Origin of the sequence: Pelomonas nitida (assembly GCF_043555975.1) — a bacterium.
GTDB classification, from domain to species: Bacteria; Pseudomonadota; Gammaproteobacteria; order Burkholderiales; family Burkholderiaceae_C; genus Pelomonas; species Pelomonas nitida.
This window is the reverse complement of the sequence record NZ_JBIGIA010000002.1, coordinates 150,675-164,463: the sequence shown is the minus strand read 5'-3', so window position 1 is coordinate 164,463 and position 13,789 is coordinate 150,675. Positions and strand designations below refer to the sequence as shown.

The following is a 13,789-nucleotide window of genomic DNA, read 5'->3' as shown; positions in this document are numbered from 1 at the left end:
AGCCTTGACGCGACCCGGCGATCACGCGGCGCGACCTTGGGCGGCAACATCGACGTCGAGCAGGTCACCCGCCGGGGCGGCCGCATCTGCGGCAAGGCGCAGCTGAACCGTGAAGCAGCTGCCCACGCCCACCTCGCTCGTGACGGCCAACTGGCCCCCCATCGCCTCGATCAGCTGCCGCGTGACATACAGCCCCAGGCCCGAGCCGACGATGCCCGAGCCCTGGCGGCCGAGCCGGTTGAAGGGCTCGTACAGCTGCGCAATCTGCTCCTCGTTCATGCCCATGCCGGTGTCGGCCACGGCGATTTCCAGCATGCCGCCGCGGTTGCGCAGCGCGATATCCACATGGCCGTCGGGCTTGTTGTACTTGACCGCGTTGCTGATGAGGTTGATGAGGCACTGCCGCAGCCGGTTCTCGTCGGCCAGCGTCAGCGTGTGGGCGCCATCCTCCACGGTGTGGCCCAGCACGACCTCGGCCTGCTGGGCCAGTGCCGACGTGGTCTGCAGTGCCGAGAGCGTCGTTGCGACGGCATCCGTGGGCTCGCTGTTCACCGAGAGCCTGCCCAGCTCGAAGTGACCGAGATCGCGCAGGTCCTGCATCAGCGAACTCAGCTGCATGCAGCCGGCCTCGATCATCTTCAAGCGGTGCGCCTGCACGGGCGTCAGCAGGTTGACCGTGTCATGGGCCAGCAACTGCGCAAAGCCGAGGATGCAGTTCAGCGGATTGCCGATCTCGTGCGCCACGTAGGACATCATCAAGGCCTTGGTGCGGTTCGCCGCTTCCGCAGCGGCGCGGGCCTGCGACTCCGCGGCCAGCCGCTCGCGGTCGCTCAGGTCGCGGATCATCAAGGTTGTCAGGCGCAAGGCGTCGTCGCCCACCATCGAGACCGATACCTCGGTCGGCAGCGGGTCCTGGCCGGGGCGCACCAGCTCGGCCCGGCGTGCCATGCTGGGTGCCGCCAGGTCCACGTCGGGCAGCCTATTGCCCAGCAGCTCGGCGGCGGCCAGGCCGGGCGCCGTGCGGTGGTCGATGCCGAGCAGTCGGCCGGCTGCGGCATTCATCAGCGCGACATGGCCTGATGCATTCACCGTGATGATCGCGTCGGAGGCGCCGTCGATGACGGCCCGCAGACGGTCCGCCGTCAGCCGCTGCCCCTGGGACGCTGCGGCGGCCAGCTCCAGGTCCGTGCGGTGCTTGAGCTCCAGCAGGTTGCGCACGCGCGCCTTGAGGATGGCGGGCGAGTAAGGCTTGGTGATGAACTCTGCCGCGCCGACCTCCAGGGCCTGCGCCTCGTAATGCACGTCCGCGAGCCGCGTGACGAAGATGACGGGCACGTGGCGAAGCCGGTGGTCGGCCCGCACACGCCGGCACAGCTCGAAGCCGTCCATGCCCTGCATGCGCGCGTCCACCAGCACCAGATCGGGCTGCCAGGCGTCGAGGATGCTCAGCGCCGTCTCGCCGTTCTGCACCGCACGCACCTCGCCGATGCCACGCAGCGTGTGGCGCAGCAGCTCCAGCGCGCCGACGTCATCGTCGACGACGAGCAGGCGCGAGGGGCCGCTGTGCGGCGGCAGGGCGTCTTCACCGCTGGCAGCCACGGCGGTCTTGGCCTGCTCCAGCAACGCTGAATCGCGCAGCATCGCCGCCACGCGGGCTTGCAGCTGCTCGGCCTGCACGGGCTTGGTCAGGTAGCCCGCCGCGCCGAGCTGCAAGGCCTCAAGCCGGGTCTCTTCGGTGTCGTCACTGGTCACGAACAGCACCGGCACCCGGGCCAGCTGCGGGTCGCCCTTCAACTGGGCGCACAACTGCACGCCCGACATGCCTGGCATCTGCATGTCGATGAGCATCAGGTCGGGGTGGCAGCTTCGGGCCAGTTGCAGGGCCTGCTCGCCCGATGTCGCCAGCCGTTGATCCGGGTAGGCCGACAGCATGCGACTGAGCACGCGCAGCGACGTCGCGTCGTCGTCCACCAGCAGCAATGTGGGTGCTGAAGACTTCATGACCATGCCCCCTTCCAATGGCGGCATCGTGGGACGGCCGGCTTGGGGGCGAGAGGCCCTGACCGGTCTCGTCGTGCCGCGAAGCCATCCTAAACCTGGCGTTGTCGAGCGGGACAGAGGGCCGCGGCCCGAACGGCGCCGGTGTGTCCGAGCCGTTGCGTTGCCGCCCACAACCAAGGCTGCGGGCCTTGCGGCCTCCGATCGAATTCGGCTAGGCGATCAGTCTTGCACGACGGCGGCGGTGCGCAGCCGCTTGTTCACGCGCAGCGCAACCAGCGTGCACACCACGCCCGACAGCAGGTAGACGCTGAGCGACACCAGCCCGAAGCGGGACGACAGGTACAGCGCCACCACCGGCGCGAACGCCGCGCCGAGCAGCCAGGCCATGTCCGCCGTAAGCGCCGCACCGGTGTAGCGGAAGTGCGGTAGGAAGTTGGACGTGACCGAGCCGGCCGACTGGCCGTAGGACAGGCCCAGCAGCACGAAGCCGATCAGGATGAAGGCCGCCTGCCCGGGCTTGCCGCCGCCCAGCATCAACGGGGCGAACAGGGCGAACACGCCGATCGCGATGGCCAGCGTGCCCAGGAAGCTGCGACGGCCGATCTTGTCGGCGATCAGGCCGGACATTGGCATCGCCGCGGCGGCGAAGGCGGCGCCCAGCAACTCCATCTTCATGAAATCACCAACGCTCTGCGCGGAGAACAGCGCAATCCACGACAGCGGAAAGACGCTCACGAGGTGGAAGAGGGCGTAGCTGGCCAGCGCCGCGAAGGCGCCGATGACGATGTGGTGGCCTTGCGCAGGCAGCAGCTCACCGAGGTGGGCGGGATCGAGCTCGTGCTCTTCCATGCGCTTCTCGTATTCGTGCGTGACGACCAGGCGCAGCCGGGCGAACAGCGCCACCACGTTGATCGCGAAGGCGGTGAAGAACGGGAAGCGCCAGCCCCAGGTCAGGAAGTCACGCGGGTCCAGGCTGCCCATCACGTACAGGAACACGCTGGACGCGACGAAAAACCCAAGGGGCGCGCCCAGTTGGCCCAGCATGGCGTACCAGCCGCGCCGGTCAGGCGGGGCGTTCAAGGCCAGCAGCGAGGGCAGGCCGTCCCAGGAGCCACCGAGCGCCAGGCCCTGGCCGATGCGGCACAGCGCGAGCAGCACGATGGCCGTCTGGCCGGCTTCCCCGTAGGTGGGCAGCAAGCCCATGCCAACGGTGGAGCAACCCAGCAGGAACAACGCACTCGTCAGCTTGGCCGAGCGACCGAAGCGGCGCTGGATCTCCATGCCGATCAGCGTGCCGACCGGGCGCACGACGAAGGCCAGCGCAAACACGAGGAAAGCATAGATCGTGCCGGTCAAGCGGTCTTCCGCGAACGGGAAGAACACGTGCGGGAAGACGAGCACCGACGCGATGCCGAAAACAAAAAAGTCGAAATATTCCGACGCACGGCCGATGATCACGCCCACGGCGATGTCGCCGGGAGCCAGTTCCTCGTCGGTTTGGCTGTTCAGAGGGCCGGACTGAGGTGTCTTGAGCGTACTGCTGGAGGTCATGATGGTCTTGTCTCCGTCGTTGCCTGGGACAAAATGTCCACTCGTTGATTTGGCTCAATCAACTTACATTCCAGCCCCACGTGCAAGATCGTTAACCCTCGCGCGTTAGACCGGATGTACCTCAACAAGTCTCTCCTCTCTCGCGTCCTGGCTGTGTCAGCCAGCGTCGCTTTGTGTGGCTGCAACGGGATCGTGATGAAGCCGCATGGCGACATCGCCCAGCAGCAGGCCAACCTCATCGTCACGTCGACGTTGCTGATGTTGCTGATCATCGTTCCGGTGATCGCGCTGACGCTGTTCTTCGCGTACCGATACCGGCAGTCCAACACGGAAGCCACTTACGCGCCCGACTGGGATCACTCCACGCGCTTGGAGCTGGTCATCTGGGGCGCACCGCTGCTGATCATCATCGCGCTGGGCGCGATCACCTGGATCAGCACGCACAAGCTGGACCCGTTCCGCCCGCTGGATCGCATCTCCGAAGACAAGCCGCTCGCCGCCGACGTGAAGCCGCTGCAGGTCTACGCGGTCGCGATGGACTGGAAGTGGCTGTTCATCTATCCCGAGCAGGGCGTGGCACTGGTCAACGAACTGGCGGCGCCGGTGGATCGTCCGATCCACTTCCACTTCACGTCGACGTCGGTCATGAACACGTTCTACGTGCCGGCCTTGGCTGGCATGATCTACGCGATGCCCGGCATGCAGACGCAACTGCACGCGGTCATCAACAAGGCGGGCATCTACGACGGCATGTCCGCGCAGTACAGCGGCGCCGGCTTCTCCGACATGCGCTTCAAGTTCCACGGCCTGAGCGACGAGCAGTTCGCGCAATGGGTGGAAAGCAACAAGGCTGGCGGCAACACGCTGACGCGTGCCGACTACCTCAAGCTCGAGCAGCCCAGCACCAAGGACCCCATCCAGCGCTTCGCCAGTGTGGAGCCGGGTCTGTGGGGCGCCATCGTCGACCGCTGCGTCGACGGCAAGAAGATGTGCTCCAGCCAGATGATGGCCATCGACGCCGCTGGCGGCGCCGGCAAGGGTGGCGTGGCGGGCACGATGCGCAGCGCCTGGCGTGACGCCGACGGCGCCGCTCGCGAGCGCACCGTCGTGGCAGCGCTTTGCACGCCGACCAATCCGCTGGGCCTGGCGCAGGCCGGCACCTCCGCCGAGACCGCTGCGCAGAAGAACTGAGTCCGACCCATGTCCAATCCCATCGTTGCGCAGCACCAGGCTGCCGATCAGCTCCACCCCATCCTCGGCCGCCTCGGCTGGGATGCGCTGCCCCTGCACGAGCCCATCCTCGTCGCCACGTTCATCGCCGTCGCGCTGGGTGGCGCGCTGGTGCTGGCGCTGATCACCAAGTTCCGCCTCTGGGGCTACCTGTGGCGTGACTGGCTCACCAGCATCGACCACAAGAAGATCGGCATCATGTACATGCTGCTCGGCGTGGTGATGCTGCTGCGCGGCTTTGCCGACGCGCTGATGATGCGTGCGCACCAGGCGATGGCCTTCGGTGACAGCGCCGGCTTCCTGCCGCCGCACCACTACGACCAGGTCTTCACGGCCCACGGCGTCATCATGATCTTCTTCGTCGCGATGCCATTCGTGACGGGCTTCATGAACTACGTCGTGCCGCTGCAGATCGGTGCCCGTGACGTCGCCTTCCCGTTCCTGAACAACTTCAGCTTCTGGATGACGGCCGGCGGCGCGGTGCTCGTGATGCTGTCGCTGTTCATCGGCGAATTCGCCAAGACCGGCTGGCTGGCCTATCCGCCGCTGTCCGGCCTGATGGCCAGCCCCGACGTGGGCGTCGACTACTACTTGTGGTCATTGCAGATCGCCGGTGTCGGGACGACGTTGTCAGGCATCAACCTGATCGCGACCATCATCAAGATGCGCGCGCCCGGCATGACGTTGATGAAGATGCCCGTCTTCACGTGGACGTCGCTGTGCACCAACGTGCTGATCGTCGCCACCTTCCCGGTGCTGGCCGCCACGCTGGCGCTGCTGACCGCCGACCGCTACCTCGGCACCAACTTCTTCACGAACGACCTCGGCGGCAACGCCATGCTGTACGTGAACCTGATCTGGATCTGGGGCCACCCTGAGGTCTACATCCTGGTGCTGCCGATCTTCGGCATCTTCTCGGAAGTCGTGTCCACGTTCAGCCGCAAGAAGCTGTTTGGCTATGCGTCCATGGTCTACGCCACGGTCGTCATCACGATCCTGTCCTACCTCGTCTGGCTGCACCACTTCTTCACGATGGGCTCCGGCGCCAGCGTGAACAGCTTCTTCGGCATCACGACGATGATCATCTCGATCCCGACGGGCGCGAAGATCTTCAACTGGCTGTTCACGATGTACCGTGGCCGCATCAAGTTCGAAGTGCCCATGCTGTGGACGGTCGGCTTCATGGTGACCTTCGTCGTCGGCGGCATGACCGGCGTGCTGCTGGCCGTGCCAGCGGCCGACTTCGTGCTGCACAACAGCCTGTTCCTGATCGCGCACTTCCACAACGTCATCATCGGCGGCGTGGTGTTCGGCGTGTTCGCCGGCATCAACTACTGGTTCCCGAAGGCCTTCGGCTTCCGCCTCGATGCCTTCTGGGGCAAGGTGTCGTTCTGGTGCTGGTTCATCGGCTTCTGGGTGGCCTTCACGCCGCTGTACGTGCTGGGCCTGATGGGCATCACGCGTCGCGTCAGCCACTTCGACGACATGACGCTGCAGCCGTACTTCGTCACGGCCGCCATCGGCGCCGGCATCATCGCGCTGGGCATCGGCGCGTTCCTGGTGCAGATCGCCGTCAGCGTGCTGCGCCGCAAGCAACTGGCCGACACGACGGGCGACATCTGGGGTGGCCGCACGCTGGAATGGTCGACGGCTTCGCCGCCGCCTGACTACAACTTCGCGTTCACGCCCATCGCCCATGAAATGGACGCCTGGCACGACATGAAGCAGCGCGGCATCGAGCGTCCGACGACCGGCTTCGTGGCCATCCACATGCCCAAGAACACCGGCGCCGGCTTCGTCATCGGCATGCTGGCCACGGCGATGGGCTTCGCGCTGATCTGGCACATGTACATCCTGGCGGCGCTGGGCCTGCTGGCGGTCGTCATCGCGTCCATCGTCCATACCTTCAACTACAACCGCGACTACCACATCCAGGCCGACGCGGTGACCCGCAGCGAGGACGCCCGCACGCGCGCCCTGGCCGCCGGCGCCTGATCGGGAGACCCTGACATGACTGCAACCGTTGCTACGCACGTGAACGGCGCGCCGGTCTATTACGACCGCGCCGGTGAGCACCACCCGCCCAACAGCACCATGCTGGGCTTCTGGCTCTACCTGATGAGCGACTGCCTCATCTTCGCGGTGCTGTTCGCCGTCTACGCCGTGCTGGGCCGCTCCTACGCGGCCGGCCCCTCGGGCGCCGACCTGTTCGACCTGCCGCTCGTGGCCATCAACACCGCGCTGCTGCTGTGCTCGTCCATCACCTATGGCTTCGCAATGATCGCGATGCAGGCCCGCAAGAAGAACCAGCTGCTCGCCTGGCTGGCCATCACGGGGCTGTTCGGTCTCGGCTTCCTGGGCATCGAGCTGTACGAGTTCCACCACCTCATCCATGAGGGCGCGGGCCCGGGCCGCAGCGCCTTCCTGTCCAGCTTCTTCACGCTGGTGGGTACGCACGGCCTGCACGTCACCTTCGGCTGCATCTGGCTCGTCACGCTGATGTTCCAGGTCAACAAGCTGGGCCTGACGCCGGCCAACCGCCGCCGCCTGATGTGCCTGTCGATGTTCTGGCACTTCCTGGACGTCGTCTGGATCGGCGTCTTCACCTTCGTCTATCTCATGGGAGTGCTGTGATGGCTGGCTCTTCTCACGCACACCACGCTCACGACGACCACCTCGACGGCGAGGAAGACTTCCACGTCAGCTACAAGGGCTACGCGACCGGCTTCATCCTGTCCGTCATCCTGACCGCCATCCCGTTCTGGCTGGTCATGGGCAAGGTGCTGCCCACGCCGCAGATGACCGGCCTCGTCATCCTCGGCTTCGCGGCCGTGCAGATGGTGGTGCACATGGTGTACTTCCTGCACATGAACGCCAAGGTCGAAGGCGGCTGGTCGCTGCTCGCGCTGCTGTTCACGGTCGCGCTCGTGGTCATCATGCTGGCCGGCTCGGTGTGGGTCATGTATCACATGAACGCCAACATGATGCCGACGCCCGACCCGGCAGCCATGCGCAACATGCCCTGAACCTGGCATGGGTCGCGCCGCGCGAATCGCCTTGATCGTCAGCGCGGCGCTTGCCAGCGTCGCTTTCCTGGCGCTGGCGGCCTGGCAGGTCCAGCGCCTGGGCTGGAAACTGGATCTGATGGCACGCGTCGAGGCGCGTCTGAAGGCGGAGCCAGTCGCGCCACCGCCGCCAGGCGCTGCCGTCACCAAGGACGACGAATACCGCCGCCTGTGGCTGCACGGCAGCTTCGAGCCGCGCGAAGTGCTTGTGCAGGCAACCACCGAGCTGGGCGGTGGTCATTGGGTGTTGGCGCCACTGCGTCTGGACGACGGCAGCACCGTGCTTGTGAACCGCGGCTTCGTGCCGCCGGAGCAACGCGCACCCGCCCAGCATGCGGCGCCCAGCGGCCCGGTGGCCTTGATCGGGCTGCTCAGACTCACCGAAACCGGCGGCGGCCCGCTGCGTGCCAATGTGCCCGCCGAAGGGCGCTGGTATTCCCGTGATGTCGCGGGCATCGTCGCGCAGCTGGCGCTGGCCGGGCCCGTCGCGCCATATTTCGTCGACGAGGCGGCTGATGCCGCTCAGCCACAGCGCTGGCCGCGCCCGGGGCTGACGGTGGTGCGTTTCACCAACAATCACGCCGTCTACGCCGCCACCTGGCTGGCGCTCGCGGCCATGGCGGCTGCGGCCGCGGGTTATCTGGTGCGCGAGGAACGCCGCCGGGTGCCCGCTTGAACCTCTTTTCCACGCCCGTCACTGCCGAGCCTGTCGACGCCGCGCCCGAGCGCCGCGCCGGCCGCGCCAATCTGCGCCAGCTCATCGAGCTGCGCTGGCTCGCCGTTGGCGGGCAATTGGCCACCGTGCTCGTCGTGCACGCGGCGCTGGGCCTGGCGCTGCCCTGGGCCGAGATGATCAGCCTGCTGGGCATCCTCGTCGCCTTCAACCTGTTCAGCATCTGGCGCAACCGGCTCACGCAGCCGGTGTCGCAGCTGGAGCTGTGCGTCGCGCTGCTGGTCGACGTGGGCGTGCTGACGGGACAGCTCTACCTCGCCGGCGGCAGCGACAACCCGTTCATCTATCTCTACCTGCTGCAGGTCGCCGTCGCGTCGGTGCTGCTCAGCCCGGCCTACCTGGGGGCCATCGTGCTCAGCACGATCTCCGGCTTCGTCGTGCTGACGCAATGGCACCGCCCGCTGGTGCTGGACCCGACGTCGCCCACGACGCTGTCGCCCAACTACCTGGGCGGCCTGTTGATGTGCTTTCTGCTCAACGTGGGGCTGCTGACGATCTTCATCGTGCGCATCAACCGCAACCTGCGCCAGCGCGATGCCGAGCTCGCCGCGCTGCAGCAGCGCGCCGCCGAGGAGATGCACATCGTGCGCATGGGCCTGCTGGCCAGCGGCGCCGCGCACGAACTCGGCACGCCGCTGGCGACGCTCAGCGTCATCCTCGGCGACTGGGCGCACATGGCGCCATTCGCGGCCGAGCCCGAACTGCGCGAGGAGATCGACGAGATGCAGCGCCAGATCCTGCGCTGCAAGGCCATCGTCACCGGCATCCTGATGTCGGCCGGCGAGATGCGCGGCGAGGCGCCGCAGCTCACGCCGCTGGAAGGCTTCATCGACGAACTGGCCGCCCGCTGGCGCCTCACGCGCCCCGCGGCCACGCTGAACGTGCGCAAGGATGACCTGCCCAACATCGCCATCGTGGCCGACAGCGCGCTGCAGCAGGTCGTTGGCAACCTGCTGGACAACGCCGCCGAGGCCGCGCCCGGCACGCCGCTGACCTTGCGCGCCGCCTGCCCCGACGAGCACACGCTGGCGCTCAGCGTGCTCGACGACGGCCCCGGCTTCGACGCGCACCGGCTCAAGCACTTCGGCGAGCCCTACCAGAGCAGCAAAGGCCAGCCCGGGCGCGGCATGGGGCTGTTCCTGTCGGTCAACGTCGCCCGCACGCTGGGCGGCCGGCTGCAGGCGCACAACCGCGAGGGTGGCGGGGCGGAAGTCAGCCTCACGTTGCCGCTGGCATCGCTGCTGCCCCGACAATCCGGAGGTGCCGATCTCCGCTCCGATGCCCGTCTCTGAAGACGACCGCCTGCTGCTCATCGTCGAAGACGACGACAGCTTCGCCCGTACCCTGACCCGTTCGTTCGAGCGCCGTGGCTGGCGCGTGTTGCGCGCCACCGGCCTGGACGACATGAAGAACCTGCTCGACGAGCTGCCCGAGGACGAGGAGCTGGGTCACGCGGTCGTCGACCTGAAGCTCGCGGGTGGCGCCTCTGGCCTGGCCTGCGTGCAGGCGCTCAGCGGCTGGGACCCGGAGGTGCTCATCGTCGTGCTGACCGGCTATGCCAGCATCGCCACGGCGGTGGAGGCCATCAAGCTGGGCGCCTGCCACTACCTCGCCAAGCCGGCCAACACCGACGACATCGAGGCTGCCTTCGCGCGCCGCCAGGGTGATGCGGCGGTGGAAGTCACCGAGCGCCAGACGGCCTCGATCAAGACGCTGGAGTGGGAGCGCATCCACGAGGTGCTGGCCGAGACGGGCTTCAACATCAGCGAGACCGCCAGGCGCCTGGGCATGCACCGCCGCACGCTGGCGCGCAAGCTCGAGAAGCAGCGCATCAAGTAGCGAACGTCAGCAAGGAGCCCCATGCAGCGCCACGACCCGCTTCCCCGATTCCAGCGTGAGCTGTCGGACTGGCGGCTGTGGCTGACGCGAGCGGTGGTCATCCTGTTCGCGGCGCTGGCCGGCCTCACGGTCTTGTTCTTCACGTGGCTGGGCGAATCGGCGCTGGCGCTCTTCTCGCGCGGGCGTGAGGCCTGCTGGTGGGCGCCGCTGGTCTGGACGCCACTGTGCACCGTCGTCATCGTCCATGCCACGCGCCGTTGGTGGCCAGGCGCGGCGGGCTCGGGCATCCCGCAGGTCATGGCCGCGCTGGACCCTACCGTGCCCGCCGGGCAGCGGCATCTCTTCGTCTCGTTGCGGCTGGCCTGCGCCAAGGTGTGGCTGACCGCGGGCGGGCTGCTCGGCGGGCTGTCGCTGGGGCGCGAGGGCCCGTCCGTGCAGGTGGCCGCTGGCGTCATGCATGCCGCGCGGCACTGGCTGCCGGCGGGGGCAGCGGTCAGCCCGCAAGGCTTGCTGGCGGCGGGCGGTGCGGCCGGTATCGCGGCGGCCTTCAACACCCCGCTGGGCGGCGTGATGTTTGCCATCGAGGAGCTGACGCGTCGTCCCGAGCAGCGCAGCTCCGGCCTGTTGATTGCCGGCATCGTGCTGGCCGGCCTCGTGGGTGTCTCGTTCTACGGCAACGGCACCTACTTCGGCGTCATCCATGTCGTGGAGCTGACGGCTGCGCTGTGGTGGCCGGCGCTGCTGCTGGCGCTGGGCTGCGGCGTGCTGGGCGGGCTGTTCTCGCGGCTGCTGGTGTCCAGCCTCGCGGCCCCCGAGCCGGGCCGCCTGTCGCGCTGGCGCAGCCGGCGGCCGCTGGCCTTTGCGGCGGGCTGCGGCCTTGTCGTGGCCATCATCGGGGTGGTGACGGCCGGCGCCGCGTTCGGTGGCGGCTACGAGCACACGCAGGCCTTGCTGCGCGGCACCGAAGCGACGGCCGGCGCGGAGCCCGCCTGGCTGTTCGCGCCGCTCAAACTGGTGGCGACCTGGCTGACGACCTGGGCGGGCGTGCCGGCCGGCATCTTTGCGCCGTCGCTGTCCATCGGCGCGGCCTGGGGTGCCGACGTCGCGCGCTTCAGCGGGCTGGACGCCAGCCATGCCCCGGCACTGATCGCCCTCGGCATGGCCGGTTTTCTGGCCGCCACGACGCAGGCGCCGCTGACGGCTTTCATCATCGTCATGGAGATGGTCGACGGCCATGCGATGGTGCTGAGCCTCATGGCTTGCGCGCTGGTCGCCAGCGGCGTGTCGCGGCTGATGTCGCCGCCGCTGTACGCCGCGCTCGCTGCGGTGCAGCTTGGGCGGTTGCCGGCCGCACCGCCAGAAGAGCCCGAGGAGCCCGGAGAGCCGGGGGCGGGCGAGCGGGCCGACGACGAGGCTCAGCCCGCCAGCGCGGCGAGCAGCTCGTAGGAGCGGCGGCGCGCGGCGTGGTCGTGCACCGCGCAGGCGACGATGAATTCGTCGGCACCCGTGCGTTCCGCCGTGGCGGCCAGGCCGGCGCGCACAGTCTGCGGCGAGCCGACGATGGATTCGGCGAGCATGCGCTGCACCTGCAACTCCTCGGCGGGCGTCCACAGGCCGGCCATGCCCGTCACCGGCGGCGGCAGCTTGCCGCGCTGCCCGCGCACCATGCCCAGGAAGCGCTGCTGCACCGACGTGAACAGCCGGCGGGCTTCGTCGTCGGTCGGCGCCACCACCACGTTCAGGCCGACCATCGCGTACGACTTCGGATGCCGCGCACTGGGCTGGTAGGTCGCGCGGTAAATCTGCAGCGCCTGCATCAGCATGTCGGGCGCGAAGTGCGACGCGAACGCGAACGGCAGGCCCAGATAGGCCGCCAGCTGCGCGCCATAGAGGCTGGAGCCCAGCAGCCACAGCGGCACCTCGGTGCCCTGGCCCGGCACCGCGCGCACGGCGGCCTGGCCGTCGCCGCTGGCGAGGAAGGCCTGCAGCTCCAGCACGTCGCTCGGGAAGGCGTCTTCGCCGCTGGTCTCCAGGCTGCGGCGCAGTGCGCGCATCGTCGCCCGGTCGGTGCCCGGTGCGCGGCCCAGTCCCAGGTCGATGCGGCCGGGGAACAGCTCGGCCAGCGTGCCGAACTGCTCGGCAATCGTCAGCGGCGCATGGTTGGGCAGCATGATGCCGCCCGCGCCGACGCGGATGCGCCGCGACGCGGCCGCCAGTTGCCCGATCAACACCGCCGTGGCCGAGCTGGCCACACCTTCCATGTTGTGGTGCTCGGCCACCCAGTAGCGCTGGTAGCCGAGTTCATCCGCCAGGCGCACCAGGTCCAGGCTGTTCAGCAGCGCGTCGCGGGTCGTCGAGCCCTCGACGACGGGGGCCAGGTCAAGGATGGAAAGCGGGGGCAGGGCAGTCATGTCGACATCTTGCCCAGCCGGGCTTGACCCTGTCAGGGCGGGGGCTTGCGCAACTGTGCGTGCAGCCAGGGGGCCAGCCGCGCTTCGTAGGCTGCGGCATCGAAGTCGTGCAGGTCCACGTGCGCCGCACCCGGCACCGGCCACAAGGCTTTGGGCGCATGGGCTGCGGCGAACAGCGCCTCGGTCTCGGGCCAGCGCGTGTGCAGGTCCGCGGTGCCTGACGCCACGATCAGCGGTGCGCGCACCTGGGCGATGGCGTCGACGGGGCGCAGCCGCTCGGCACTGAAACCCAGCCGCAGCGGGATTTGCGCGAGCAGCAAGGGCGCCAGCGCATGGCCCGTGACAGTGCCCAGCCGCATCGACAGCCGGTCCTGCACCGCATCGTTGATGGTCGGGTAGACCGACTCCAGCACCAGCGCGTCCAGCTCGGGCCGTCGCTCGGCGAACAGCAGCGACGCGCCGCCCAGCGACACGCCGATGGCGCCGACCTTCTCGCCCGGCACGCGTTGCCGCAGCCAGGCCAGCGCGGCGTCGGCACCGGCCGCCTCGTGGCGGCCAAACGAGATGCGCTCGCCACTGCTCTCGCCGTGCGACGGCAGATCCACGATGAGGCTGGCGATGCCTTCGCGCTGCAGCCAGCGGGCGCGCGCCAGCATCTGCAGCCGGTTGCCGCGCACGCCATGCAGCATCAGCACAGCGCCTTCGCCAGCGCGGCCGGGCACGAACCAGCCGGCGAGTTGCTGGCCGTTGCCATCGGTGATGCGGACGGCTTCCGCGCCCAAGTCGGGTGAGGGGGCGCCGATGCTGACACGAGCCGGCCTCGTCAGCAGTTCGCCGGCGAGCAGGCTGGCACTCAGTGTGAAGGTCAGCAGCACAAGGCCCGCGATCAGGATGGTTCGCATGCCGACATCATCGCGGCGCACTGCAACGGCCCCCCTGGCGCGCCGGTGTTGCAAATA

The 13,789-nt window shown here is 68.4% G+C and carries 12 protein-coding genes; 8 read left to right on the top strand and 4 right to left on the bottom strand.

Translation table 11 applies throughout. From position 1 onward, the window contains the following. Positions 1-21 precede the first annotated feature (21 nt). On the bottom strand, positions 22-2,001 hold the full coding sequence (locus ACG00X_RS03265; RefSeq protein ID WP_394486513.1) for a response regulator: 1,980 nt from the start codon (positions 1,999-2,001) through the stop codon (positions 22-24). A 219-nt stretch (positions 2,002-2,220) separates the two neighbouring features. After that, positions 2,221-3,552: an MFS transporter gene (locus tag ACG00X_RS03260; protein ID WP_394486512.1), complete on the bottom strand. Its 1,332-nt coding sequence runs from the start codon at positions 3,550-3,552 to the stop codon at positions 2,221-2,223. 195 nt (positions 3,553-3,747) lie between these two features. Between ACG00X_RS03260 and cyoA the strand changes: the two genes are divergently transcribed. From cyoA to ACG00X_RS03220, 8 genes are read left to right on the top strand one after another with little or no spacing between them, the layout of a single operon-like run. After that, a complete protein-coding gene (cyoA, locus tag ACG00X_RS03255; RefSeq protein WP_394486510.1) occupies positions 3,748-4,743 on the top strand; it encodes a ubiquinol oxidase subunit II in 996 nt (331 codons plus the stop codon). Positions 4,744-4,752: 9 nt separating this feature from the next. Next, positions 4,753-6,777, top strand: a complete 2,025-nt coding sequence (gene cyoB / locus ACG00X_RS03250; protein WP_394486508.1) for a cytochrome o ubiquinol oxidase subunit I — start codon at positions 4,753-4,755, stop codon at positions 6,775-6,777. Positions 6,778-6,792: 15 nt separating this feature from the next. After that, on the top strand, positions 6,793-7,416 hold the full coding sequence (gene cyoC / locus ACG00X_RS03245; RefSeq protein ID WP_394486506.1) for a cytochrome o ubiquinol oxidase subunit III: 624 nt from the start codon (positions 6,793-6,795) through the stop codon (positions 7,414-7,416). Continuing rightward, the gene (gene cyoD / locus ACG00X_RS03240; protein ID WP_394486504.1) at positions 7,416-7,808 is read left to right on the top strand and encodes a cytochrome o ubiquinol oxidase subunit IV; all 393 of its coding nucleotides are present in this window, start codon (positions 7,416-7,418) and stop codon (positions 7,806-7,808) included. Before cyoC ends, cyoD begins: the two co-directional genes overlap by 1 nt. A 7-nt stretch (positions 7,809-7,815) precedes the next feature. Further along, positions 7,816-8,523, top strand: a complete 708-nt coding sequence (locus ACG00X_RS03235; protein WP_394486503.1) for an SURF1 family protein — start codon at positions 7,816-7,818, stop codon at positions 8,521-8,523. Then, positions 8,520-9,872, top strand: coding sequence for an ATP-binding protein (locus ACG00X_RS03230; protein ID WP_394486501.1), 1,353 nt, complete (start codon positions 8,520-8,522; stop codon positions 9,870-9,872). Before ACG00X_RS03235 ends, ACG00X_RS03230 begins: the two co-directional genes overlap by 4 nt. After that, entirely contained in the window at positions 9,859-10,419 is a 561-nt protein-coding gene (locus ACG00X_RS03225) for a response regulator transcription factor (protein WP_394486499.1), read from the top strand. Before ACG00X_RS03230 ends, ACG00X_RS03225 begins: the two co-directional genes overlap by 14 nt. A gap of 21 nt (positions 10,420-10,440) precedes the next feature. Continuing rightward, the gene (locus tag ACG00X_RS03220; RefSeq protein ID WP_394486497.1) at positions 10,441-11,865 is read left to right on the top strand and encodes a chloride channel protein; all 1,425 of its coding nucleotides are present in this window, start codon (positions 10,441-10,443) and stop codon (positions 11,863-11,865) included. Here the strand turns inward: ACG00X_RS03220 and ACG00X_RS03215 are convergent. Then, the gene (locus ACG00X_RS03215) at positions 11,835-12,830 is read right to left on the bottom strand and encodes an LLM class flavin-dependent oxidoreductase (RefSeq protein WP_394486496.1); all 996 of its coding nucleotides are present in this window, start codon (positions 12,828-12,830) and stop codon (positions 11,835-11,837) included. The genes ACG00X_RS03220 and ACG00X_RS03215 overlap by 31 nt on opposite strands. Positions 12,831-12,862: 32 nt before the next feature. Next, positions 12,863-13,732, bottom strand: coding sequence for an alpha/beta hydrolase (locus ACG00X_RS03210; RefSeq protein ID WP_394486495.1), 870 nt, complete (start codon positions 13,730-13,732; stop codon positions 12,863-12,865). Positions 13,733-13,789: the final 57 nt, after the last annotated feature.

What these genes read in the sequence shown, in the direction of transcription:
- ACG00X_RS03265 (WP_394486513.1), bottom strand. Translation starts at nt 2,001, where the DNA reads ATGAAGTCTTCAGCACCCACATTGCTGCTGGTGGACGACGACGCGACG.
- ACG00X_RS03260 (WP_394486512.1), bottom strand. Translation starts at nt 3,552, where the DNA reads ATGACCTCCAGCAGTACGCTCAAGACACCTCAGTCCGGCCCTCTGAAC.
- cyoA (WP_394486510.1), top strand. Translation starts at nt 3,748, where the DNA reads ATGAAGCCGCATGGCGACATCGCCCAGCAGCAGGCCAACCTCATCGTC.
- cyoB (WP_394486508.1), top strand. Translation starts at nt 4,753, where the DNA reads ATGTCCAATCCCATCGTTGCGCAGCACCAGGCTGCCGATCAGCTCCAC.
- cyoC (WP_394486506.1), top strand. Translation starts at nt 6,793, where the DNA reads ATGACTGCAACCGTTGCTACGCACGTGAACGGCGCGCCGGTCTATTAC.
- cyoD (WP_394486504.1), top strand. Translation starts at nt 7,416, where the DNA reads ATGGCTGGCTCTTCTCACGCACACCACGCTCACGACGACCACCTCGAC.
- ACG00X_RS03235 (WP_394486503.1), top strand. Translation starts at nt 7,816, where the DNA reads ATGGGTCGCGCCGCGCGAATCGCCTTGATCGTCAGCGCGGCGCTTGCC.
- ACG00X_RS03225 (WP_394486499.1), top strand. Translation starts at nt 9,859, where the DNA reads ATGCCCGTCTCTGAAGACGACCGCCTGCTGCTCATCGTCGAAGACGAC.
- ACG00X_RS03220 (WP_394486497.1), top strand. Translation starts at nt 10,441, where the DNA reads ATGCAGCGCCACGACCCGCTTCCCCGATTCCAGCGTGAGCTGTCGGAC.
- ACG00X_RS03215 (WP_394486496.1), bottom strand. Translation starts at nt 12,830, where the DNA reads ATGACTGCCCTGCCCCCGCTTTCCATCCTTGACCTGGCCCCCGTCGTC.
- ACG00X_RS03210 (WP_394486495.1), bottom strand. Translation starts at nt 13,732, where the DNA reads ATGCGAACCATCCTGATCGCGGGCCTTGTGCTGCTGACCTTCACACTG.